Below are 24,866 nucleotides of genomic sequence, written 5' to 3'. Positions count from 1 at the left end.
AAAGTGGAGAGTGTGGTCAGTGGCTAATCGGAATGATTTAGTAAATTTTCTGCGTCACTATGGGCCAATACCGGCTAGTGACAATATGTATGACGAATTGATTCAGTCTGAAGTTGCCCGCCATAGTATTGATCCCGTTATCCATATCGAGCCTGCAAGACTCAGTGAAGTCATTACAAACTTTGAGCAAGACAAACCCAATAGCATCATACTAACGGGTACGGCAGGTGATGGAAAAACTTACCATTGCCGAAGAGTATGGGAACACTTTGGCGGTGATGTAAATGAATGGCAGCAAGGAAAGAAAATTGCTGGAATTGAGTTAGAGAACTCATCCATACAGCTAGTCATCATAAAAGACCTTAGTGAACTAACCGAAGATGAGAAGGCTCACTGGATACCACTCGTTTCCGCTTCTCTTACCGGAGAAAATACTGAACAAGTTTTCCTGATAGCCGCAAATGATGGTCAGTTGCTTGCGAGTTGGCGGGGCTGGGCGGAAGCAATGGGTGGTAATGCAATCAATATTTTCAAAACAATTGAAAATATGCTTGTTGAAAATATCGCTTCCAGTGAAGGTCTTCAAGTAAATCTCTTCAATTTAAGCAGACTTGATGCATCAAAACATTTTGACGACCTCATCGAACAAATTGTGGAGCATCCTCTATGGGATCAGTGCCAGAGAGAGGATTTATTAAATGAAGATGGTGAGCTTAAGTGCCCCATTGAAATTAACAGGCAGCTACTAAGAAATACAAACGGAAATTCATTGTTTCGTTGTCGTATTATCGCCCTCCTTAAACTGGCCAGTGCAAATCGGATGCATTTACCGATCAGAGATCTTTTACTTCTGTGTGTAAACATTATTCTAGGAGACCGTAAGCAGAATAGAATTTTACTTACATGTACTACAGCTAAGAATAGAGCTAACCGCGACGAATTCAGATTTACAAATCCCTACGCCAATGTATTTGGAGCAAATCTAAAACCAAGGCATAGACTTCAATACCAGATTTTCACCGTTCTAGAGTCTTTTGGGATAGGACGAGAAACCGATAACAAGTTTGACAATTTACTGATTTATGGAAAGTACGATGGGGCAGGAAAATACAAAGATTTTGTTGCAAGTGATCAATATTATGGTGCGCGGGCTTACGAAAACTTTCTGACGGATTATCTTGAGGGCGAACGCAGTAAAACAGATGAGTTTATGCAGGCTCTTTCAAGGCAACGACAACGACTTTTTTTCTCATTACCCGGTGGACATGGATTAGACCACTGGAATTTAACTGTTTACCGATCCTCCGGTGACTTTCTGGCATTTACTGAAAGCTTGCGCAACAACTCGGAAATAACTTCAACGTCAGAAATACTTGTTCGAGGACTCAATAGAACGTTTTGCGGGATGATGATGGATGATAGCACCGTTCTCCATTTAGCTTCATCTGGTGGGGACGGGAGAGGAAGAATTGCCTCCATCCTTTGTCATGACGTGCCGGTTAATAAGTCTAGAAGAGATCCATATCTGAAATTTGCTATTTCTAATGATGACTCCGTACCCAGTATTAGAATCATTGATCCAGCGGATAAAGATTCAGAGTATCTTGACAGCCTGGATCTACAACTAACACATTTCGAATATTTAGTACGGGTGGCAAATGGAAGTCTACCTGCTAGTTTCTCAAGGCAATGCCATGAAGACTTTCTTGATTTTAAATTACGCCTGATAAAAAGACTCGATGACGTATTTGGTCGGGATGCTTCAGCTGATGAAGTTAATCTGGAAGCCATTACGGTTGATGAGAGAGGGCGTGCACAATCAGAGGACATAAGAATTAGGATATCTGCACAATGAATAGACTCGATCCTCCATCCAGATTCACAAAAGACGTTAACATTTGGATCGATGAAGCAATCTGGGGTCACAGATTTTATAACGATCAGACTCCGTGGTTAGTCCTTCTGGAATTTTTATCCATTTTTGTTTCCCGACAAACAACAGGTCACGCATTAAATGAGAATAATCAAACCGGTTCTCACGAGCAGTTTTCATATTCTATTCCACGATTAATTCCACTAAGAGAACTCATCTTTAATAATCCACACTTGCAATATATTGAAAGCGTTGGCCGTTCAGATACGGAAATGTGGAATTCCTGGCTAAAACAATTCAATGATGATTATGATTTTAGTTTTCTTAAAGAGAAGTTCGTTTCGTTTTCCAGGCTTGCACGCATAGTTGAGTTTTATCAAACCACTTCAGTGGAACCTCATCGCCAGCGTCGCTGGAGTTCGAAGTTTATTTTTCCTTATGGATCGAATTGTCTTTATGCAGACTTGCCAACAAATATAAACGGAAGTCCAGATAGGAGGTTCTTTGCGCGTGGAGGCGAATTACTATATTTAATGCTGAACCGTAGTGGATCGGGTCCGGAGATTTCAAATAAGATATCGAGCATATTACTCAGTGATGATAAATCATGGAACAATGTCATTAATGCTCTATTGCCACCGGATTATGATAGATCTTCGAATTCCGTAACCAACCGTATTGGTTATCTTCCTTTTGAAACAAGACCAGAATATAGCGAGCTGGCTAGTACCTGGTTACAATTACTTGATTTAGATGTCCCTGGTGAAGCGTTGTTAGATCCTTTGATGAGACTATCATCATTGCACATGCTCCTTTATATGCTCCGCCGTTCAAATGAAGAGATTGGTAGTGATTCGGAACCTAAAATCGTACTTGAAATCGCATCGCCTAAAAGGACGTCGATATTCGAGCTATCCAAAGAAAATTTTTCAGCTAACAGGGTTCTATCATCACGAGCGGTTAGGGCTTACGCTGAATCGGCTCTAAACGCTCCTGAATGGTTTAGCGTTCACTCTGCTGTATCTCCTCCGGAAGCAGCGAGGCTCTTCTTAACTGAACGTTTTTTTTGGAATCCTGATGATGGAGCTCCTTCTGGGGACCCTGAGACGATATTCAACTCTCTTCGATCTTATGCTGACAAGAGACATCAGCAACATGTAGCAAAAGTTCATTCTGAGTGGTCAAGACAGATCGGATTGTCCGTATCACGACGCGGAGCTGGCACCTGGTATTCTCCTGACGACTTACTGTTGAAGGCATTAGTTATGTGCATTGTAACTGATGGCCGCGAGGAGTATCACCGTTTTCTGTCCAAACTATATGAGAGATTCCGACTTATCGTGGGTGTAGCGGAAGCAGAAAAAGCTTTTGGCCATCTGCCATCCGATCAAAATGCTTTTATGCAGAATACCCAGAGGTTAGAGCAACGGCTACGAACACTCGGATTACTCCGAAGGCTATCGGATGATTGTGCCTATGTAGAAAATCCATTTGGGGGACGCTCATGAACAGAAATAATTTAATTTCTGCTGTTGCCCTGTCCTATATAAGTGAGCAGCTTTCAAGGGATGCGGAAGGAACAGTTAGATTTTGCATGGTTGGACTGGAGGATTCGCTAGTAACGGCTATTGCTGAAGCAGCTAATAATAATCAACAATTAGCTAGTTTGATTGAAATTAAAGTATCTGAGGTATTTGACCGTAATTCTACGTTACCAGCTGAGTTACTAAGTAATGAATCTATTACTCATTGGAGACACTGCAAATTACCTGACGGGAAACGAGGTGTACTATTTGCAGCTTCACAAGAGGAGTTACAGCGCAATGATAAGAGTGTAGAGAAAATTACCAAAATCGAAACTGACACCCTTCGTTCAGAATATGATTCCTGGATTGAAAAATCAGGTATTACAAGCCAAATACTTAATGACCGTAAAAGAGCACATTTAAAAACGGCCCTCATTTCGGCTAATGAAACACATGCAGCAAGAACGATTGAAACGTATGCTGATTTTGTCCTATCTATTTCAATCGGGATATTAGATCAGGGACTTCCTTTACAAAAAGCCGTTGACAATGCGCTTCCTAGCTTGAAGTTGCCCCGCAACTCTGGTTACTTTGATCGTATCTCAGATGCAAAACGAGACCATTTAATAGAATGGAACAAAATATTTAGGAGATTGCACACTCGAATCCGTCCGCTTCTTGTCCATGAAAACGAAAAAGGGGAAGCAATTTCTGATCAGCTATCAAAGAATTTTGAAGAAATAAAGGACCGGTTTAGTCCAGATGAACAACAAATTATTAGCGATTTCATCGCAGCTGATTTAACCCCTGATGAGTGGCTTGATACCCAACAAAATTTGGTTGCTCTAGATTGGCTTTCAATCTCCGATCTATTTGATGGTGTTACGCGAACACAAGCCTTGCCTCTGGGTGATAAAACGAAACAGTTTTTTGAAGACGAATTTGATGATCCTTTGCAAGCAGAGGAAATTGATCTTCTTTCTGCTACATTTCCGAAAATTCCTTCAGATGATCTTCAGGAGTTTTACGAATCCTATCGTGAACATTTAAGTCGGGATAAAAACCTTTCAAGCTCGTGGGAAAAATATATATACCGCAATCCCCAGACCTATTCGAATTTCCTCACTGGTCTGATAGATACCACTCATCGGTTACGTGAAAAAAACCGGGATGTCAAACTTAGTGCTCCGACCTTAAAACTTAGTATCCCAAATAGTGAAAAAAAGAGTTTTTGGAAAGGAAAGAATCCAAAAGTAGCACGGTATTTTGCATTTAGATATCACGGGTTATCTAACTTATTAGCTCCCAATATCGAACTGGACTTTGGGAAACTTGATCAGTTTTACTTTCCCGAAATTAGCGATGAAGGATTGGCAAAAGTCACTTCAGGTTCTAAAGATGCTCGCACCCTAAAGTTCGAAGCTGTACTAGATCCTGATGGTATTGCCTCTAAACTGGTTTTTTATTGGGAAATGCCAGTAGATGCTATAGCAACCGCGCTTCCTGACGATCTAATTAGCCTGGCAAATAACAATGATGAATCCGGTTTGCTCGCGACCGCTGACATTACCAGACAAACTGTAAGCACAAAAGGAAACGTGCAAAGAATTTCTCTTGAGGACATAAATACTATTAGAGATGTCAATAACAGTAACGATGGTAGACTGGTTGCTCCTAACCGGGAAAGTGGCAATCGGGCGGAAACGATAATAAATGAAATTAACGCACTTAATGCTTGGCTTTCAAAGCAGCAAGTAGACTCCATTGTCGCAGCCTTTGATACATTTCGAATGCAATATACTACTGCGATACGTAGTTGGATATCAGAAGATGGCATTGGCTCGGAATCGCTAGTAACGCAAGCTGAAACATTTGGTGAATTACTAAATAAGCTACTTTCAGAAGCTAATAAAGACATGGCCCGTGAAAGGCTGTGGAAAGAATTATTTAGAATCGGCGTGGCGGACATAGGTGCTGGTTCACCAGCCTCGATTATTACACCTTGGCATCCACTCAGGCTCGCTGAGATCAGTGTCAAAGCGCATCAATGTAGTAGCCTGTTAAAACAAGTGTTGCAAGCAGATGAATCAGCTATTGAACGCGCAGATTTACTATTTGGTCAGGTTCAGCTGGAACTGTCAGAAGATTACTATCCGGAGGTCTGTCTTGGATTTTGTAATGAGCAATCCATACTCCTATCATCTGCTGATACGGTTTTTGATTATACGCTCTGTGAATCGCCTGTAACGGGTGTTGATAATAATGGTAATACTAGTCTTGATGTAGATCCGGATATTGCCGCCAAAGCATTTGGAAAAGTTGGCGAGCAGTATTTAAATCTACTCCCTCACGAGAGGAGTAATTTTTCTCTGGTTCTCTATAACGCTGAGTCAAAAGCTCTTCCCGGAGCGCTCGCGTCCGAATTATCGAGTAAAGTAGAAAAAGAAAACGAACTACAGTGTGATCTATTGTTGACGCACTCACGACCAAAGCAAATGCGTAGGATCTATGAACAACAAAATGTTGCCGTAAGTGAAGAATCCGGATCGGTTATGGCGAGTGAAGCAGCCAGAAACTTCCTGTCACGTCTCAGGGTTGGCTTTCTGGATGCGGCTCTAGTTGAAAATCAGGATGAAACCGCGAGACTTACTGATATCGTAGCTTTACAGGATGTAGTATCCAGAAACGCAAAACTTGTATGGAAACCTGCGCCGGGTGATAGATCTCCCACTTTTCTTGAAAATACTCCGGTACGCTGGTCAAGAAGGCGTCCCGTAGGGCCTGCTGACACATCCACATCCGTTTATTTAGCAGCACCATCACAACCAAGAGCGGGACAGCTTTATCTCAACGCTCTTCATTCTTATCTATATGGTGACAATGCGTTGTCTGGTGATGTCATACCAGCTCGTGAAGTTAACTTCAGAGATGGGGAAGTAGCCAATATATTCGATGAGACCCATAAAATTGGTGAATGGGTTGTTAATTTTGATGAGTTGGTAGATCGTCGTTTACTTAGTAACAATGATATTCATGTTATACGTCATATTCATGAACGAACGATTAATCGAAACATTATTGTCTCCACTACATCACAGCCTCGCTTACTTCGTGCATTGCTAAATGAAAGGTTAAATCGGCTCGATCCAGATATACTAGGTTCAGATCCTGATACAGTCTTAAATGACTTAATAAATCGTGCGAACAAATTATCAGGTCAGGTAGTAATGCGTGCAGCCAGATATGGTCATTACGCAAATGAATTACTCGGCATAGTCCTGTCTATGCGAGAAATAGAAAATAGTTTAGGCGACTCAGAATTTCCTACTGGCTGGTACTTTCTTGACGATTTTGCTTCCTGGTTTGGTCAAAAAGAAGAGCAGATTGCCGACATAATGGCTATATCGCCGAAAATTATCGATGGCGAACACTGTTTGTTAGTGTGTGTTTCAGAAGCTAAGTATGTCACATCAAATGGATATAAATCACATGCTAAGAAGTCTGCTAAACAACTTGAAGAAACAGTTGCCCGTATTAGCCGAGCTTTAGATCCTGACCGAAACAGAATAGACAGAGATATTTGGTTACATCGTTTGGGTGATTTTATGCTTGAAGGCATGGAGCCATTCAGTTCACATGTTACTGGAGGATGGGATCTTCATCGTTGGTCTGATGAAGTTAGACAGGATAACGTACAGATAAGAGTTTCCGGATTTTCGCATGTGTTTGTGCATGATGATTTGGAATACGTTGATGCTGGTGACTATGTTCCATTGAAAGGTATGGAACATTGCCAACAAAAAGTATTTGATAAACCGCGAGTAGCAGCTGCATTTCGTGCTTTAGTACAAGGCACAAATGGAGAATCAAATTCAAGTAAAGATCCTGTTGTTCACTTGTCTTCCAAAATCAATGTGGCGCATGAAAATCAGAAAACAGATTTAAAAACCCAAAGTGATGATGTCAAATCAAATACTAATCCTGAAGTAGTAGAGTCCAATTCAGGGCAAACCGAAGTTAGTGAGGATTTAGGCAATAATACAACCACTACCAGCGCCCAGGGTGACCCCGAAACTCCTGAAGAATCTACTGAAGTCAACATTTCTAACCATCAATGGCCTTCTGATGCAGTAGCTAACTGGGTTAATTCCGGGCGAGATTTAGATGAAAATGATCCAGAGTCGCAACAATGGCTGAAACACACTGTTAGTCAGCTTCAAAAAGCATTACGCGGTTATGACATGACCGCAGAGTTTGTTGATGCAAGGCTAACACCGAATGCTGCTCTTGTACGTTTAAGAGGGTCTGATGATTTAACCGTTCCTAAAGTCGAAAAGAAACGGCAGGAGCTTCTAACCTCACACGCTATTGATGTAATCAATGTGCTGGCCGCACCGATGGAAGTCATCATCATGGTCAAGCGCCCACGTCGTACAATTCTTGGATTGAAGGATCTATGGAAACAGCGAGAACTTCCAGAGTCCGCTCCATTCAGCAATATGAGTTTACTCTTGGGTGCATGTGAGTCTGACGGACAAATTCTTTATCTTAATGTGGGAAATGATTTTGGTGGATTTCAACATCACGGCCCTCATACGCTTATTGCTGGTGAAACTGGAAGTGGTAAAGGCGTCCTCGTTCAGTCTTTGCTTCTTGATATTTGCGCCACGAATTCACCAGAGAACGCGAGAATTCGTATGATAGACCCGAAAGCCGGTATTGATTTTCCTTGGCTTAGAAATATGCCTCATTTAGATGGCGAGCTAATTACTGATCGTGATCAGGCGGTTACTGCACTTGAAGAACTAGTGGCCGAAATGGAAAGAAGAAACCATTTACTAGCCGAAGCGGGAGTTACTAAGTTAGATCAATTTAATAAAAAAGTTCCTCCAGAAGAACGCCTGCCACGCATCTGGCTATTTCATGATGAACTGGCCGACTGGATGATGATAAGTGACTATCGTGATGCAGTAGAATTGAATGCTAATCGCTTGGGGGTCAAAGCAAGAGCGGCTGGAATTAATTTGATTCTTGTAACCCAAAGACCTGATAAAGACGCTCTTCCGATGCAGCTAAGAGCCAATCTGACCAACAGGTTGGTTTTAAAAGTTGCTGATAAACGAAACTCTATTTTGGTTCTCGATGAGCCGGGGGCTGAGCGCCTGTTAGGTCGAGGACATCTCGCTGCGAAATTATCCGGCGAAGGCAAAATAATTCTGGCTCAGGTTCCTTTCATTCATGAAGATGAAATATTTGATCTTGCAGAAAAAGTTCGATTGGCTTGGATTAACTAGGCTAGATAAATAGTTTCTTATTTTCGAGCGGTGGAGGGGTAAACTTTCCACTGTAATCAAAGAAATCAACATCTTGCTCCCTCATTTTGATTTTGATGCGCTCGACCAACAGCGGTGTATCTTTATTCCAATCGTCATAGCGCATTAGGCTAACTTTGCCTGAAGTCATGTGCGCCTTAACAAGATGAAAATTATCCAAGTCTCCATAGAGCTGCGTGGCACAACCAATATAAATTCTGAGCTCTGGCGGTAAGTCGCCCAAGTGGCGAGTATGGAAAGTGTAGCTATGGCCGTCTTCTAAGTATCCACTTTTCAGAAGGTCAAATGCCTTGTTGCACGACTCTTCGATTAGGTCAGAGTTTCCCATAGAAAACAACACTTCCCTGGCTTGCTCAATGGCATCATTGTAGCTGTTGTAGAAGGTTTTAATGTCACGCTTCAGCCCATCTGGCATTTTTGTCTGAGGCTTTCTCTTTCCGAATAAGCCCAGCGCGAAATAGACCAGTAGATCGTCTTTACGTTTGCTTTGAGCTTCTTCAAAGAGGTCATTGCCAAAATGTTCAATAAGCGCCTTATGCGCCTTGATGTGAGATCCTGCTACCCGACGAATCTGGTCTGAAAACTCAAATTCATTGTTTGCGGGAATGCGCCCAAGCTCTAGTGATGTTTCCCAAAAGTCCGTGAACAGAGCAAGATGCTTATCAATAAGATCTTTTCTGATTGAGGGTTGGCGAGATTGAATTTGTCTTTGTGTTTTTTGTTGCCAGTCACGCCGTACGTGTTGTCTTTCTAATAGGAAGTTTTGTTCTTCAATTTTATCTTTGAAAACAATGAATATGCCTTGCCCGACAGCGATAGCAGACTCATCTAGTGATGATTCAATATAAGACCTGAATTCTGACTGGGTGAAGTAACGTTGAAAAGTATTTCTGCTGGTTATTACGCCATCTTTGTAAGGAGTGAATTGCCGGATTAACGATTCTCCTGCAATCATAACTGAAACTATCAGGAGCTTATCAGCGTATTCCCAAGCCCGTTTTAGTGTTTCTAGGCGCTCATCCTTATCTTCAATGACATTGATGACAAACCCAAGATTTACGATGTCGGCATTCAATAAGTCCCCATCAAGGCAATGCACCGGGTCCCATCCTGATATATCAATACCGTGAGCTTCCAGCTCACGCATATCATCACCTTTGCCACAACCGTAATCTAAAACTGAATAGTCGCCATTAAAATAATTGTGTTTAGCCAATATCTGCATTGGTTGAGATAGTTGGTTGCGGTCTATGGCTGTTTTATGCCTCTCAATCTCAACTTCATTTGTAATGCTTACTACAATTTTATTCTTATCGCGGTTCGCTTTAGGATGAAGCCGTCCAGCTTCATCAAGGTAGTACCCTTTATTAGATATAAGCCGCTCCCAGTTCTTTTTGAAGCCTATGGATCTGGGACTTTCATACAATCCTATCTCTTCTCCTTCAGCGGTTATCTCTTTGAACAAAGAATGTAACTCAAAATCAGATTTAACAAAGGTGTCTTTCCGATGAAGAATCGGAGGGTTATCAGATTTTTCATACGAGGCTTTTCTGACGGATAGCTTTGACAAGTCGACAGTGAAGCTATGTCTTAATGCAGGGTAACCATGCGTTTCGAAATCTGGATAGTGTAAAAATGCAACTTTAAAGTCACGCTTGTAGAGCTTCAAAATATTCCAGTCTGCTGAAGGAATCTTTAGCGCGTTTGTGATTCTTTCGATTACTTTAACTATATTTTCAGGTATTGTGTTAATTGCGCTAATGTGGATATATACGGAGTCTGGTAGTTGTTTTCCAGTTTTAACTCTCATAATAAGTGCTTTGTATGAGTCAAAATCCAACTTGAATCCTCCCAAAATAAAGTTCTTATTTATATCCGTTCAAGAAGCTCTTCAATTAAACATTTTATGGACGATTAATATTTTAAAATCGCAGTCAAAATTTAGAACAATTCAAAGCTGCTCCTCGCGCTTTCTTTTTGCGCGTTTCTTGGCTTTTCGTTTTTCGAATTCTGGACTTTTCATCCCGAAATCATGGTCTAGATAGGTATCAGTTGTCAAATAGCGACTGATCCTAGTGTTAGCTAGGTTATCCACTAAAGTCGAGTTCGGAAGTTCGTATCACGCTAGGGGGATTAGGTTGCGGCTACATTTGCTAACCTATGGAACCATATATTGGCAGATTCGGCCATCTAATAGTCACAATAACAGTAGGGATCACAGTGAAAGTGTAAAAATGGTGGGCCCTCCCAGACTTGAACTGGGGACCTGCCGATTATGAGTCTCTTTTATTTATATAATCCGGTATCACACAACATCACAATATATAACTAACTTGTTGTTTCTAAAGATATTTATATACATATAGATAACTCTAAGTAATATTAAATCTTATTGTGATGTAACCCCAGTGTAACCCCGGAGAGTATGTGGAACGACAATTTAACTTCACCAAGCAGGCGATAGATGACCTGCCGCTGCCTGAGACCCGAGTTGAGTACCGGGATCTAAAACTTCCTGAGCTACGTTTACGAGTCGCGTCAACCGGAGCGAAAAGCTTCTCGGTTTACAAGCGGGTATCCGGGGGGCGTCCAGTGCGGATCACTCTGGGTAAGCATCCAGGTATGTCGCCAGTGCGAGCCAGGACAATGGCGTTGAAACAACTGGCTGATTTGTGCGATGGAGTGAACCCAAATGAGCAGCGGCGCGTTGAAGCGATGTCTGCCGTTACGCTGTCAGAGGTGTATAAAGCCTATAAGCGTTCTCGAAAGCTGAGGGTGACTACATTGAGAGGCTACGATGGGGTGATTAGAAACCACTTGAGAAAATATGCTGATAAATCGTTAAAGCTAATAGATCGCAAGGCCATTGTTGAAATTCACGCAGGTATTTCTTCCAAAGCACAGGCTGATCTGACGATGCGAGTACTGCGCGCCATATTTAATTTCGCCAAGTATGAATACTGCCATCAAGATGGCTCCTCGATTTTTCCTGAAAATCCGGTGGAGATATTGTCTCACCGCAAGCAGTGGAATAACGTCAGACGCAGGCAAACACATCTACGGCCCAGTGAGCTACCGGAATTCTACAAGAAACTGCTGGAAGTAAGAGCGGAAGAAACGCCAACAGGTAAATCCATCTGCGATGCTATGTTGTTTGCTCTCTTAACAGGGCTTCGTCGAGGGGAAATATTTGGCCTGAAATGGGCTGATGTAAACCTACGGGCAGCCATTTTCACTGTTTATGACACAAAAAACGACCTACCTTTAGAGCTACCTATAACTCAGCAAATCGATGGGTTATTTAGACAGCAGAAAGGGGGCATTCAATCGGAATACGTTTTTGCTGCGGAAAACGAATATGGTCAGGTTAGGGAGCCGAAGAAGGTAGTCGCTAAGGTCAAAATCCTCTCTGAGACCCATTGTGATTTCCATGATTTGAGACGCACATTCGCAACCACTGCAGAGCACCTAGACGTTGGTACATATAAGCTCAAGCGGTTGATGAATCACTCCACCGGACGGGATGATGTGACGGCGGGCTACACTATATTAACTGCTGAGACATTACGCCAGTCAGCTGAGAAAATTCAAAACTTCCTATTCCAGAGAATGAAAAATTCGAATATTGTGGATATTAAACGCGCAGCAAGGAAATAATGGAAATGTATGTTCCACGTTTTTTGGTAACTCAAGCTAAATATGATGCCGCTTTGCCCGCTGAGCGAAGCCGTTACAATTATGTCGTGGTTGAAGACGGGCCAATTCCTCTGCCCGCGCATATCTGCTGCATGCTTTCAAATGAGCAGGAAGGTGCCGAAAACCGCATGAGCGGGGTTAGTCGAGGCATTTTCAGAATTGCAACATCGATAAATCAGGATGGATCACGTATAATCAGTACTGAATTATGTATATCACTATTATGAAAAGGGGGAGGCATGAAACTAAACGATCAAGAAATTAGAGCCGCTCTAAAAATAAAATTACAAGGCCAATCCTCCAAGCCAAAGGCAATTATTGAAGAGTTGCAAGTATGTAATGGTAATGCCATAGCTGATGTGGTTGCACTTTACACAGAGGCTCATTGCTACGAAATAAAGGGAAGTGGAGACAAAGTAGAGCGCGTACTTACACAAGGCAGGTACTACAATTCTTCTTTTAGAAAAATTACTCTTGTAACAACTGAAAACCACTTAGAGAAAGCACTTTCTATTTGCCCGATCTTCTGGGGAATTATGGTTGCAGTCGATGATGGTGCAAACAATCTAAGACTTAGGCATGTTCGTGGAGCAAAGACAAACCCTGAGTTTTGTAAGGAATTGGCTTTATTAACTCTCTGGAAAAGCGAGATGCTCTCAATTCTCGATGAACAAAAACACAAAAGAAAACCCAGAGACTTTTTAGCTCAACTGATTTCGAGTAATAAGAAAAAAATTGAGCTAAGCAATAGCATCTGTGACTTATTGGTGAGCAGAGAACTAGAGAAGATTGTCTGTTAATAGATCTTTAACTGCATATGTTATATGTGCATTAATTGCTGGCCGAATTACAGTATTTACCCAGCACTGATCCCCCTCTCTACGACTTTTTTCATAAAAATAAGCATCACCAGGAGAATATTTTGGTCCTCGAAAAAACTCTTTGGAACAAAGTACGGCCGCTAAATCGTAGTATTGGTCTCGGCCTTTCGTCTTCAAAGAGCCTCCTCTAATAAAATAGTGCTGTCCATCGAAAGAATAAATAAATTTAGCTGTAATTCGCCCCTGCATCTGTTCCCCAGGAATATCAGCATCAGAGTAATCGGGGCTAATAGTAGTGTAGTCACCGAACACATAATCTACGGCACCCAAGCTTCTAGCGTTACCATAAATATCAATTTCAATACGATCGACATACTCTTCGCTATTTGATGAAAGAATTTCTGCGGCAGAAGCGGGAATGGATGAGCCAGCAATCACAACTTTTCGAACCTGGTAAGAAGAAGTAAAATTTCTCGTGAAATCGTCTATTTGCTTAGATATTGTTTCAGCATCTAAATTAGAGCAGATTCTACAATCGAAAATTAGGTCAACTGATTCAAAAACGGAAAAAACTGGTCTGAGCATATCCTTGATATCTTCACTAACGACCCCAAAACTCTGAAAATCTTCTGGTGTAACTCGAAAAGCCACCGTGCTCGAAGATACATGTTTCAAACCTTTCGATTGAATTACACTTTCCTGATGTTCGTTACTTCGATCAATGGAGACTACCGGTACGAGAGGTAATCCTGTGAATTGTTCCAGAAGGAATCCATACAAATGTCTACCGTCAATTTCTAAACTATCATCAAGATCATATATATCAAAATAAAACTCCTTGATGCCGCCAAGGTGCTTCTTAAACTTCTTTGCAAGTCGAGCAATGGCAGCACCAATATCTAGAGCCGAATCTCCTCCCTGCTTTTTGGGGTAATCAAAAAAAGGAGCTATCTTGATCAATATATCTTTATCCAGTTCAGCAAGAGCATGGATTTCGTTTTGTTTACTCTTTAGAAATGGCACATATTCAACTTCCATTAAAGATAATCTCCCTGACATCATATTCATTTACAATCTTGCTATAAGAAGCATAGTTTCCAAATTCTTTTCGCAACATCCCAGCAATAATGCTTCTATGTATGCCGATCTGATCTGCAAACTTATCTATTGCATCAAAACTTTTGTTGTATTTCGGTTCGCAATTTCGCCATACTCTACGCTCTACAAAAGTACTCTTGGCCAATCTGTTGGCAGAGACTTCGATTTCACTATTGGATTCCAAGTCAAAATCTTCAAGAATAGGAGTATCTAAAATATCCATATGTAAATGGAGGTGCGAAAGCTCGTGTAGTAATGTAAACCAAAAATAATCAAGGCGTGAATACCTAAGGCTTAATCCAATTACAGGTTTTTCAGAAGCAACTTTAAAGACAGCGCCATCTAGCTTCATAGAAGGCAAAGCGCGGATATAAACAAGAACGATACCGATTTCGGAAAGTATGCGAGGTAACTCGGTTAAGACATTTACATCAACGCTTAATTGGGCTATTTCTCGTAGTTTTTCTCTGCTTATACCTTCAAATCGAGGAACGGGTCTCAATATGATTTCCATTTCAGCCTGGGATTTAACTTTCGATAGCCACAGTGAAATTAACGAGGTATTGGCAGTGTTGGCCTTCCTATATAAGGCTGAGCCTTGTTCCGCATGTATATCTCGGAAGTAACTGACCAAAGACGATGTATCCTCTTTAGAAGATATCCATCCGCGTTTTACCAATTCTGATTTGGGAAGAGATTTGAAACGCTCTTTATATACCTTATAGCTTTTATAAAGGTCGGCTGCCGTAGAGACTGAGGTATCCCCAATAACTGAAAAATCACGCCAATCGTTAAGGGTGTCATTTTCATTCTTGTTACTCATGCAACCCCCAATAATTTGTTGGCTTCAAGCTGAGGTAGCTCAAAATACAGCAATGTGTCCTTGTTTCTGTTCTCGATATTCACCATTTTTAATTTTGAATAATAACCGCTCGCTTGGGGTAAAGAGTGCAAAGAAAAACCTGGTGAGAGGCCTAGTTTATTAACGGAGAAGCTAAGTGCTGTTTTAAGAAGAGCCGACCCTACTCCCAAATATTTTCGTTCCCTCACTAAACAACTTCTGTTCCAAGGGGCTACTGCTAAAAATTCTACATAAAATATATTTGAATTCCCTAGAGCACTGTCCTTGGGATGATAAATCAAGCACGCCGCTTGAGGCTCGCTACCAGCATATAAGTAGAACCACTCATATTCATCTCCAGTAGTGCCAACTGATTTTTTAAACCAATTCCAATGGTGGTCTTCCGTTTGAACGCTAGCTAAAACTTCTTCTAATTTACTATCATCGAAATTTTGCTGTTCTATATATTCAAAAAGTTCGAGATTCGAACGCCCCCACCGTTCATCACACTCAAGGGATGAGGCTATATCCCAGCCATGATATACCTTGTAGGGGCTTGTGCCTCCTTTGGTAAGCGTCAAAGCCCCTTCATCTATGACCGCCGTATCCGATTTGATTCGCCCGTCTTTTATTAATTGTTTTACGTCATCCAAAGTCACGATTACCCTTTTCCTCCATAAGCTGGGAACTAAAGTGAAGTGTGCGGTGATCATAATTCTACACTAAATGTCGAAAAACGCATAAAATCGAGAATCCACCTCGTTCGATAGAGCCGAAAACCGCACGAATGCGTTTTCAGTTATCAAATAGCTTTGATAAATCCTCTATCTCTGGCGGTATTGTGCCGGAATCCGCATTCGTGCGATTTTCGACATCAAAATAGCGGGCTAGATCGCCCGCCTTACTTTTCCTGCTGTCGTTATCTGAATTGAGTATTCTGCTGATTTGTTCAGCCTCATCATTGAGTGAACGCTCCATCTCCAGTTGCTCTCTGTAAGCACGCCAGGCGGCTACATCCATGTCGCCGACTCTTTCACTTGGTTTCATGGATTACTCCTCCTCGGTAGTTAAAAAGTGCTTGGTTGCCAATAGGAACTGGTCATCAGTAATTTTGTCTTGCTCCTTAGCGGCCACTAGGAAATTATAGAGTTGGTCAGGGTCAAGACTGCTTGTAACTGCCGTTACCAGCGAGGCCATTGCCAGAGTGTGATCGCTAAAGGCTGGTTTGCTATTCTCACCGTTACCAAGCTCATAGACAGCCTCACATAACAACGGAAAGGGAATTTCGCCAATGTCCTCAGCCGCTATGCGAACTGCGTATAAATCTTCGGGGATTCCACCATAGGCGTCTTTAACTTCAGCGTCCTTCTGAAAGGCGATGACAGACATTCGGCTTGAATGAGCCAGTGCCTTAAAATCATCGTCATAATTTGCCCCACTATAAATGGACGCCTGGATTTTACAGCCAAGCTTTTCCTGTAATTGCATTACTCGATTTTTAACTTCATCAATTTGATCTCTGCTCATAATGGTGTGCTCCGATTTTAAACTTTTGGTGAACGAGAATGTCGTTGAGTATTTGCCTCAGCCATACTGCTGTTTGTTTGTTCTGGCTCCTGGTTATCGAATTTGTTCTGGAATTTCGCCTCTGCCGAAAAAGTGTTTTTCGGAATAGATTTTTGATCGCCTGCCAGTCCTTGTGATGGCTGTAGGGCATACTTGGCCAACTCTTGCGTAGTCGGTTTGTAACCTTCTACTTGAATGCCCATAGTCTGACCCTGTATCCATACTGCACGGCGGTATTCCTCCGATCCAAACGCTCGGATTTCTTTCCATTCTCCAGCATCTTTTTTCTGTTTAGCCAATTCTAATTCTGCCGCTAATGCCCATGAGTTGATTGTCTGGCTATGGATTGATTTCCCTGTATCTCGGAAAGCCTCTTGACCCTCACTCTTGCCTTTTGTCCAGCGATATACGCCTTGGCTATCTTGCTGAAACATGTCAATTACAGCGCCCTTTTGAGGGTCTATGTTTGCAGGTTTCCAGCGTGCACTATCAACATCAGTGGCCTTTTGCTTTTGCTGAAAGTCAGCACTTTTATGGGCCAGAATCCGGGCCTCTTCTGCTGCGTCGAGTGAGGCCGCTAGACCGCTAATTTGTGCAGCAGCCTTAGTTGTTTGCGCCGTATTTTTTGTTGCTTGTGTTGGTGTGTTTTGCATCGTATTTTTCCTCGCGTCATCAATCGAGATGACGTTGTTGTAAGCGATAATCGCTTGGTTAATTTGCCACTCATCTGATAAGTGGCCCTTTCCTCGTCTGGCCAATAATGTACCGTGAGGCCCGACGTGAACCTGTGGAATGCGAGACAATTTCCTGTCTTCATTTGAGCGGTGATAAATGCGCTCACTCATTCCTAATTTTCTAAATTCAGAGTTAACGCAGCGTTGCCAATAGGCCCTGCAGAACTTAACTTGTTTCTTTCCCACCATATGCCCCATTTTCCTTAAATCTGTATCACTTAACTCAAGTAAGGATTTGGTTTTAAGTTGGCCGTTTTGCATTACCTTGGTCGTGCAATAAATGTGAGCGTGAACGTTCCTGTGATCACCTTCCCTGCCAGGAGAATGTATTGCTATGTCAACAGCAACGCCGTACCGGCGTACAAGCATATTTGCGTATTGTTCGAGTATTTTTTTATGGTTTTCACGCCCCAATTCGTGTGGTAAGGCGACTTGAAATTCACGAGCTACACGAGAGTTTTTTCTAGTGTTTGATAGCTCACTCATGTTCCAAAGTTCTTCTCTGGTTAAATCGAAATTGTTAAACAGCATTGTTTCTACAATGCCGCTTTTATTGGTGTAATCGTGCACCTGACCTGTGCGTTGATCTGTGATCTTTTCACCTGCCCTGTAGGCAGATCCTGCCGTTGCAGATTGGCCTTTTGAGCGCGACACAGGAATGGTTTTTAGATAGAAAATTGCCATCGAATAAACCACCTCCCATCAGTCAATTAGGCTTAAATGTTTTTATAAAAAATCGACATCAGTTGATTTTCAGTTTTGTGTTTTTGGGGTGCAGGGGATTCCCCTGCCGCAAGGAGAAGTGGAACACTTCTCGTAATTGCGCTCTTCATCGGCAGAGGGCCTTAGTCCGTGCCATCCCTAACCAACGTGCAATACTCGCTAACGTGCGCCCCTACATGCACTTGAACTGCGCAATAGCTTTTAACTGATGTCGCCTGCAATTAAGACTAAGGTATGTCAACTACCCAATCAGCAAAAAAGTTCCGAAAAGTACACTTTTTCCTTTCGATCTTTTGCCTTCACTGAAAGAATTAAGTGGATGAAATATTTGGAGGAATACCGATGGCGAGACTCAAACCAAGCGACGATAAAAAATTGCGGGCGTTAGCATCGATTGATTCTAAAGTTGCTGAGCAACTTAAAAAGCACGATCAATTGACTGCACAACTCTCCGATTTTTTACATCAACAAAAAGCACAAAGTCGTAAAAACAGAAATAGAGAACTAATGATTATTGGATCTTGTATTTGGGCAGAAGCAGAAATCAATGAACGCTTCAAGGCTGGTCTGACTGAATTACTTAACCGACACGCAACTCGACAAACCGACCGAAAATTTTTGGCTTCACGTAGCTGGGAGATTATAGAAAATGAAGATATTGAAAACGCTAGCGTATGTACTTCTCCCGCTACTCCTGAGTGATGGGGTTTTCGCTCAAACAACATCAATAACAGACGTTGCCGCTGACGACAAAAGCGTAGAGTACTTACGTTATATTTTCGGCAGTACGGTTGATATTATTACCGGTGGAACTGGCCCTTCCAGTCCAGATTCAATTTTGGGTGCAATGTCTCTGATTTTGAATACTGGAATGCTTGTATTTACCGGGCTGATTGTTAGTTACATTTTTCTAACGGGCCTCCTGAACTCGGCTCACGAAGGCGTACCACTTGGCAAACTTTACAATAGTATGTGGGTGCCAATTAGAGTGGTAATTGCCTTGTCATTCGTGATGCCGTTTGCAGGCGGATACTCGGTAATGCAAATTGGCGTTTTATGGTTAGCGGGTCACGGAATTGGGCTGGCGAATACTACCTGGAATGCCGCGCTCGATCATATGTCTGGAACGGGTACTTTATACCCTGCGCAAATCAGTGTGAATTATGAAAGTACCGCGATGCAGGTGCTCAATTCGCGTGTATGTATGCACGGCATCAACACCGCGGACAGACACGTTAATGTCGTGGATGAACCCATTGAAATTGTTGAAGGTGTATCATCGACCGATTTGCGTACACCTGGTGTGGCATCGTCGATTGAAATTGCCCCTCAGCATATCGTGATGCAGAGGTACAATAGTTATTACAACCTTGTCAGTGCGGCAGGCGCATATACTGCAGCCTGGCTGTCGGATTTTTCAGCCGGAGTACCTCGCTACTATGGTTCAAATCCCTGCGGTTCGGTCAAGTTAGAATTTGCTGAAATCGACGAAGGCACCGCTATTGACTCAGCAGTGGTAAATTTTCAAACCAAGGTCGTCGGTATCTATGCCGATCTTGATGCGGATCTTGACCCTCTGGCTCGTCAAATAGTGCAAAAAGCCGTTGATGACTCTGCCCCTGATCCTGACCCGCTCGCGTATAACGACGCAGTTAAACAATTTAAGTTTGAGTATGAAAAAGCCGTCAATGAGGCAATGTCAGAAATTGCGACTCTGCGAATCAATAAGTGGGCAAACGGCAATCCTGATGTCGCGGGTACTACAGTCGGTGCACGAGATGCTGGCTGGATAACAGTTGGTGCTTGGTATTGGGATTTTCAGCGTATCAACGCTGAAACACAAAAAATGACCTCGGTAAAAGCCGAGTTGGCAGGCCCAACGTCAGATGCTATTGAGCATGATGATTATTCAATGTTTATCGATGCTTTGAGTGGCTACCGACAAAATATGCTTGTCACAAACAGCAACGGTGCCACTGTTAACGCGATGGAACGATCCAGCTATGCTGAAAATAATGATAGCCTGAATTTCGTTATGAATCGCACCGAGAGCGTTCTCAACTTCGCGCTGTCCGAACCTGACCCGATTACCGGTATGGCTAATGTTGGTCACATGATCATCGGCTCATTTGAAGTCGCATTAGCAGGGGCATTTTTAACTGATCTGGCGGCCTGTGTGGCTGACGATACGAGTGAGGCTGTGGGCGGTTTGATAGGCGGCGCAGCTCGGCCTGTGACCAGTTCACTCTGCAGAATTACTAATAAGACCCTTTGGTCTCTCGTCGGCGCGGGAATGCTATTGATCCCCATTGCTTTAATGCTCGCATTCTATATTCCAGCAACACCGATGATTCTTTGGATCATGGGGGTAGCAGGGTGGTTTGTATTACTTATTGAGGCAGTGATAGCGGCTCCGGTTTGGGCTGCCAGTCATGTTTTTCCGGAAGGTAATGGGTTTGTTGGCGAAAGGGCCAAAGCAGGTTACATGGTTGCCCTGAGTCTTTTTCTGAGGCCAACCCTAGCGATCTTTGGATTCATTGCAGGCATGTTGCTGGTTATTGTAATGGCCAAGGTACTGATGCTCATCTTTTTACCGGCGATGTCTGGAATGCTTGCAGATTCATTAAGTGGAGTGGTCACGCTTTTTGCCATGCTGGCCATTTTTACAACAGTCCTCATGCAGATTGCGCACCGGTCGTTTGGCCTTATTCATGAGATCCCTGATAAAGTCTTGCGCTATATAGGCGGTGGTCAAGAGAATCTGGGCGAAGCCAGCCAAGAACAGCAAGGGCGATCCATATTTGTTGGCGGCGCTGCAAAAGTCGTGAGCGGTGCTGGTCACTCTATGCGTGATAAGACTCGTAGCGGAGCGAAAAACATGTTTGACGCTGCTGGAGGCGGATTAAAAAATGCTGCCGGAGCGGCTAAAGCGGGCATGTCAAAAATGAGTAAGATGTTAAGTCCAAAATGATCATGCCCAGGTTAACCAGCCAATGACAGTTAACCGGTTAGAAAACTCAGCGATAGGTTCCAGTAGCCATACTGGAATCGCGCTGTTGATCCAATAAGCTAACACCCCTACAGAAAAAAGCGCTGGATGCCCCATTATCCCGGCGATTCCTTGTAATAGAAAAATGCCAACACAACTATTCCATGGCAAGTAGATGTTTGTCCAAGCATGAACCTTGCGGCGCATGGGTGGCACGAGGCATGTCATTAGAACGAACAGCCCAAACAACCACAATAGGCCGCAGCCTACGCCAAGCCCAAGAGACTCCCAGACTTGGCTGCCCCAGTCATCACTGGCAAGTCGTTCAGCCCATTTAAGGGTTTCACGTTGGTTCATCAGTAGATCACTCATGAAATCTTTCCTTCTTTAATTTTTCCGCCCATGACCGAGAAATCCACGCAGTGTGCCCAAAAATAAACATCAGAAATAGCCCCCCTGGGAAGCTGATGTTATTGATCTCAGGAATAAAAACCGCACAAAGTAAAAGTAGCAATGTAATAAAAGCGCAGTTTTGCAACGCGTGAACAACCACAGATTTCTTAAAATTGTCCAAGTATTCGGCTTTTCTGGATACTCCCTGGCGATCGAGTCTTTCACAGAAAAGAGCATAGCTATATCGATTTGAAATGCTCATGCGCTTTGCTCCACTATGAATTCTTTAATCAGTCCGAAATAATGAAATACTTGTATAAATTCCGCTAACGTTAATGTGACATTTGTACAACAACCGCCTGAACTGATGCTTAATAAACCTCCTTCATAATCACATATTTCAGCGTGCGTTAGTTCTGCGTGATGAAGTGGCGCGCTTAAGGATGTTTGACGACCATATATTCGAATCAACCAATGATCTACATCGAGAATGATTTGCTCGTCTTGGGTGTTACAACGCTGTACTGAATAAACTGTCATATAGTAAATCTCCATTGAAATTAGCGGGGCGCAAAGCCCTTTAAAGCCAGTGCATCCTGTAGGTGTGAAGCTGCATCTCTGATCTGATATGCCTCTTCTTCATCGACAGCATTGCTTCGGTAATCTGAAAAGCAGGCTCGCTTTAGAAACTGCGCCAGAGCCATTGCCTCGGTATTTGTTAGCTCAAGTTGAATAACCATATCGACCTCCATTTATTGTTTGACTCTTGAACGTACTGGGATTTTTAGGTGCGTCAAATTGGCTGGAAATCCAGCTCTGGTTCGTCTTCAAGTGGCGCTTCGGCGGTTTCGGTCTGAGCCAGATCTAAAATTCTTTCTCTATTGAGCATCCCCCAGTTGGCTACTTTGTAAAAACCGTGGCGGCGACCATCGACCCTTTCAATTACCATAAAATATTCGCGATGCAGGCGGCCAAACATTGCATGAATTGAGCGTTCTGGTATGCCTGTATCGTCCATCAGCTTTTTCAAGTCTGGCCTTTCGATCTTTTCAAGAGCAATCACCAGGGATAGGACTCTTGTAAAACTGCGGGCTGGAATTTCCTTTTCATTTGAGGGTTTCATATTGTCTTTAGTCATAACATTTTCCCTTTTGAGTGACTGGGTGCGGGACTATTCCCACTTAATTTTTTTTTTTCAAAAACGTTTCCTTTTTGGGTAAGGCAAACGAGGACACGGCAGTTTGCTGCGCCTAGTGGATTATCTTGGATAATCATGGATGGCATCCTTCAACTGCTCCCAAGCCTTTGTCATCCGTGAGGTTGACGTTACCTGTGCGTGACCGTTTTCGGGGGGATTCGTGACTGATATCGTGGGAGGCGTGACCGTTATCGTGGGTTGGTCGGGTGATTAAGAATTTGCCCTTTGCGTATTCGGTTACCGTCCACTGAATCGCCATCAGTTCAGCTAGGCTAGCTTTGGCACGTTGACGGCGTTTCCGCATTGTTGATGCGCTTGCCATATCGGGCCAAATATAGGAGCAAAGCGTGTCAAGCTCCACGCGTCGTGTTTTCCCTGGATCAATCCAGCCGCAAAGGCGTTGATGCATGAGCCTGGCCGCATCACTTTTTAGTGAGCGCACTTCCCACATGTTGATGCGCACATGCTGGTTTCCACCCATAATTGCTTGTGCGATCATAGGATTCAGCGCAACAAACAATTTGCCTGCCGTATCATCGCTGGCGTATTCGGCAAGCAGTCTGAAACCTCGGCGCTTACCATCAGAAAGAGCGATAATAGAAACCTTCCAAAGGCGTTCTATGCAGTCGCGTATTGATAAAGTGTCGTCAATGTTGGCTTTGCCAATTTCCCTGGCAAGGGATCGGTAGCTCCCTTTAACTACCATTGCATTTTGCTGCATGGCTTCCCATTTGGGTTCCATCAACAAACGTAGTTGCAATCCGGTGTCAGTTACGGGCTCAGGGGAAAGAACCAAGCCCGCTGGGCCAGCCATCGCCACCAAGCCTTGCAGAACTCGGAGATCATCAACCCCCAAAGGTTCAGGGCCACTAAATTCAATTCGCTGACCTTTGCCAAACTCATAGATAACGTCCAGCTTGCCGTTTTTTCGTCCGCCGCACTTTTTTAGGCTACGGAACAGACCTGGGGCTAAGCAATGCGCGGGGTCGTGCCGTGCGTGTGTAAGATCAAATTTCGTCACGGCGAGCCCCTCTGTTTTTGCTAGGCTCCAGTACTGCGGGTGTTAGTACACCGCCTTCATTTCGACGAAACCAACGTTCTTTAAACGGTGCGCCGTAGTTGGCTTTGCTCACCCCAAACCGCACGAAGTAGCCACGCTGTGACTGGTCAACCCCGTAATTTTCGGCTTCTGCCTGACTCATGCAGGTGAGATAGGATTGCCAACGAATGTTATCAACCAACACGCTCGACCCTCTGCTGGCCTGTTGCTGGTCACCAGTGCCAGATATGGCAACGCTTTTATTGGTGTGATGGAGAAATACCACGGAGCAACCGGTTTGAGCCGCGATATATTCCATGCGGCTGATCACTTGACTCATAGGGCCGCTGGAATTCTCTTCCTCGATATGGAATCGCCGAAGCGTATCCAGCACCATCAGGCGACGACCTTCTGCAAGTTGCTGTAGTTGATCCAGGAGTCCTTTGCTCATTATGTCGAGGCAATGGCCGATCCAGGGGCGAATCAACAATCTATCTGCCACGATCTGTTGCAGCTCTGCAGACATGTGTTTGCCTAATGCGTGGAGACGATGATGGATTGCTATTGGCGGATCTTCTGCGGGGAGATATGCAACATTGCCAGTAGTGATTTCACCGATGTCCAGCAAATCAGTACCGCCAGCAACTTGTGCGGCCAATTGCAGGGCCAGCATGGATTTCCCTGCACCTCCTGGTGAAACCAGCGACCCCACCGTTCCTGCGACCATGTTGGGCATTACGTAGTCGAGTTGAGGGGGCTCTACCTCAAAAGCGTGACGGATATTGATGTAGTCGGAATGGTTCATATTTCCTCCCCGCTTTCCCGTCTTTCCGCAAGCCAGGTATGGAGAGCTGATTCAGGAAACAGTCTGCGACGACCAATCTTGACGGATGGCGGCATAGGTTCGCCCCGACACATTCGGTTTCTGAGGCCGCCAGTTGACATACAAAGCAAGGATGCCGCCTGCTCGTAAGTTAAATATCGTTCGGTGTTTGTTTGAGTATTCATCGTTACCCCGCGTGAAGACTGATTACGA

22 protein-coding genes are annotated in these 24,866 nt (G+C 43.4%); 7 read left to right on the top strand and 15 right to left on the bottom strand.

The window, feature by feature from the left end:
• The first annotated feature begins 19 nt into the window (after positions 1–19).
• The 3 genes from Q9312_RS10415 to Q9312_RS10405 are packed head-to-tail and all read left to right on the top strand — an operon-like array spanning position 20 to position 8,693.
• Positions 20–1,855: a hypothetical protein gene (locus Q9312_RS10415; RefSeq protein WP_309200779.1), complete on the top strand. Its 1,836-nt coding sequence runs from the start codon at positions 20–22 to the stop codon at positions 1,853–1,855.
• A complete protein-coding gene (locus Q9312_RS10410; protein ID WP_309200778.1) occupies positions 1,852–3,381 on the top strand; it encodes a hypothetical protein in 1,530 nt (509 codons plus the stop codon). The genes Q9312_RS10415 and Q9312_RS10410 overlap by 4 nt, the downstream gene beginning before the upstream one ends.
• Entirely contained in the window at positions 3,378–8,693 is a 5,316-nt protein-coding gene (locus tag Q9312_RS10405) for an FtsK/SpoIIIE domain-containing protein (RefSeq protein ID WP_309200777.1), read from the top strand. The genes Q9312_RS10410 and Q9312_RS10405 overlap by 4 nt, the downstream gene beginning before the upstream one ends.
• 1 nt (position 8,694) lies before the next feature.
• Here the strand turns inward: Q9312_RS10405 and Q9312_RS10400 are convergent, their stop codons facing one another.
• Complete coding sequence (locus tag Q9312_RS10400) at positions 8,695–10,572, bottom strand: DNA phosphorothioation-associated putative methyltransferase (RefSeq protein ID WP_309200776.1); 1,878 nt, start codon at positions 10,570–10,572, stop codon at positions 8,695–8,697.
• A gap of 587 nt (positions 10,573–11,159) precedes the next feature.
• On the opposite strand from Q9312_RS10400, the gene Q9312_RS10395 reads away from it, so the two are divergent.
• Complete coding sequence (locus Q9312_RS10395; RefSeq protein ID WP_309200775.1) at positions 11,160–12,389, top strand: tyrosine-type recombinase/integrase; 1,230 nt, start codon at positions 11,160–11,162, stop codon at positions 12,387–12,389.
• Positions 12,390–12,667: 278 nt separating this feature from the next.
• Complete coding sequence (locus tag Q9312_RS10390; RefSeq protein WP_309200774.1) at positions 12,668–13,228, top strand: sce7726 family protein; 561 nt, start codon at positions 12,668–12,670, stop codon at positions 13,226–13,228.
• On the opposite strand, the gene Q9312_RS10385 is transcribed toward Q9312_RS10390, so the two are convergent.
• From Q9312_RS10385 to Q9312_RS10360, 6 genes are all read right to left on the bottom strand, one after another.
• Positions 13,208–14,287 (bottom strand): beta family protein, encoded by a 1,080-nt coding sequence (locus Q9312_RS10385; protein WP_309200773.1) that lies wholly within the window; start codon positions 14,285–14,287, stop codon positions 13,208–13,210. The genes Q9312_RS10390 and Q9312_RS10385 overlap by 21 nt on opposite strands.
• Positions 14,277–15,170, bottom strand: coding sequence for an ImmA/IrrE family metallo-endopeptidase (locus Q9312_RS10380; RefSeq protein WP_309200772.1), 894 nt, complete (start codon positions 15,168–15,170; stop codon positions 14,277–14,279). Before Q9312_RS10380 ends, Q9312_RS10385 begins: the two co-directional genes overlap by 11 nt.
• Positions 15,167–15,841, bottom strand: coding sequence for a hypothetical protein (locus tag Q9312_RS10375; RefSeq protein ID WP_309200771.1), 675 nt, complete (start codon positions 15,839–15,841; stop codon positions 15,167–15,169). The genes Q9312_RS10380 and Q9312_RS10375 overlap by 4 nt, the downstream gene beginning before the upstream one ends.
• 142 nt (positions 15,842–15,983) lie before the next feature.
• Entirely contained in the window at positions 15,984–16,235 is a 252-nt protein-coding gene (locus Q9312_RS10370; RefSeq protein WP_309200770.1) for a hypothetical protein, read from the bottom strand.
• Positions 16,236–16,238: 3 nt separating this feature from the next.
• Positions 16,239–16,715: a hypothetical protein gene (locus tag Q9312_RS10365; RefSeq protein WP_309200769.1), complete on the bottom strand. Its 477-nt coding sequence runs from the start codon at positions 16,713–16,715 to the stop codon at positions 16,239–16,241.
• A 17-nt stretch (positions 16,716–16,732) separates the two neighbouring features.
• Positions 16,733–18,172: a MobA/MobL family protein gene (locus Q9312_RS10360; RefSeq protein WP_309200768.1), complete on the bottom strand. Its 1,440-nt coding sequence runs from the start codon at positions 18,170–18,172 to the stop codon at positions 16,733–16,735.
• 354 nt (positions 18,173–18,526) lie between these two features.
• Here Q9312_RS10360 and Q9312_RS10355 point away from each other — a divergent pair, with 354 nt between their 5' ends.
• Both Q9312_RS10355 and Q9312_RS10350 read left to right on the top strand, forming a co-directional pair.
• Positions 18,527–18,913: a hypothetical protein gene (locus Q9312_RS10355; protein ID WP_309200767.1), complete on the top strand. Its 387-nt coding sequence runs from the start codon at positions 18,527–18,529 to the stop codon at positions 18,911–18,913.
• Positions 18,861–21,182 carry a DotA/TraY family protein gene (locus tag Q9312_RS10350; RefSeq protein WP_309200766.1) on the top strand — a complete coding sequence of 774 codons (2,322 nt, stop codon included), beginning with the start codon at positions 18,861–18,863 and terminating at the stop codon, positions 21,180–21,182. Before Q9312_RS10355 ends, Q9312_RS10350 begins: the two co-directional genes overlap by 53 nt.
• Here the strand turns inward: Q9312_RS10350 and Q9312_RS10345 are convergent, their stop codons facing one another.
• From Q9312_RS10345 to Q9312_RS10310, 8 genes are all read right to left on the bottom strand, one after another.
• Entirely contained in the window at positions 21,183–21,572 is a 390-nt protein-coding gene (locus Q9312_RS10345; RefSeq protein WP_309200765.1) for a hypothetical protein, read from the bottom strand.
• Positions 21,565–21,855: a hypothetical protein gene (locus Q9312_RS10340; RefSeq protein ID WP_309200764.1), complete on the bottom strand. Its 291-nt coding sequence runs from the start codon at positions 21,853–21,855 to the stop codon at positions 21,565–21,567. The genes Q9312_RS10345 and Q9312_RS10340 overlap by 8 nt, the downstream gene beginning before the upstream one ends.
• Positions 21,852–22,133, bottom strand: a complete 282-nt coding sequence (locus tag Q9312_RS10335; protein WP_309200763.1) for a hypothetical protein — start codon at positions 22,131–22,133, stop codon at positions 21,852–21,854. Before Q9312_RS10335 ends, Q9312_RS10340 begins: the two co-directional genes overlap by 4 nt.
• Before the next feature lie 20 nt (positions 22,134–22,153).
• Positions 22,154–22,333: a DUF7706 family protein gene (locus Q9312_RS10330; RefSeq protein WP_309200762.1), complete on the bottom strand. Its 180-nt coding sequence runs from the start codon at positions 22,331–22,333 to the stop codon at positions 22,154–22,156.
• 53 nt (positions 22,334–22,386) lie between these two features.
• The gene (locus tag Q9312_RS10325) at positions 22,387–22,731 is read right to left on the bottom strand and encodes a winged helix-turn-helix domain-containing protein (protein ID WP_309200761.1); all 345 of its coding nucleotides are present in this window, start codon (positions 22,729–22,731) and stop codon (positions 22,387–22,389) included.
• Between the two features lie 133 nt (positions 22,732–22,864).
• A complete protein-coding gene (gene repC / locus Q9312_RS10320) occupies positions 22,865–23,812 on the bottom strand; it encodes a replication protein C, IncQ-type (RefSeq protein WP_309200760.1) in 948 nt (315 codons plus the stop codon).
• Positions 23,799–24,635 (bottom strand): helicase RepA family protein, encoded by an 837-nt coding sequence (locus Q9312_RS10315; protein ID WP_309200759.1) that lies wholly within the window; start codon positions 24,633–24,635, stop codon positions 23,799–23,801. The genes repC and Q9312_RS10315 overlap by 14 nt, the downstream gene beginning before the upstream one ends.
• Positions 24,632–24,838, bottom strand: coding sequence for a helix-turn-helix transcriptional regulator (locus tag Q9312_RS10310; RefSeq protein WP_309200758.1), 207 nt, complete (start codon positions 24,836–24,838; stop codon positions 24,632–24,634). Before Q9312_RS10310 ends, Q9312_RS10315 begins: the two co-directional genes overlap by 4 nt.
• Positions 24,839–24,866 lie beyond the last annotated feature (28 nt).

Origin of the sequence: Pleionea litopenaei, assembly GCF_031198435.1 — a bacterium.
In the GTDB taxonomy this organism is placed as follows: domain Bacteria; phylum Pseudomonadota; class Gammaproteobacteria; order Enterobacterales; family Kangiellaceae; genus Pleionea; species Pleionea litopenaei.
The sequence above is the reverse complement of the archived record's forward strand: the minus strand, read 5'-3'. Positions and strand labels throughout refer to the sequence as shown.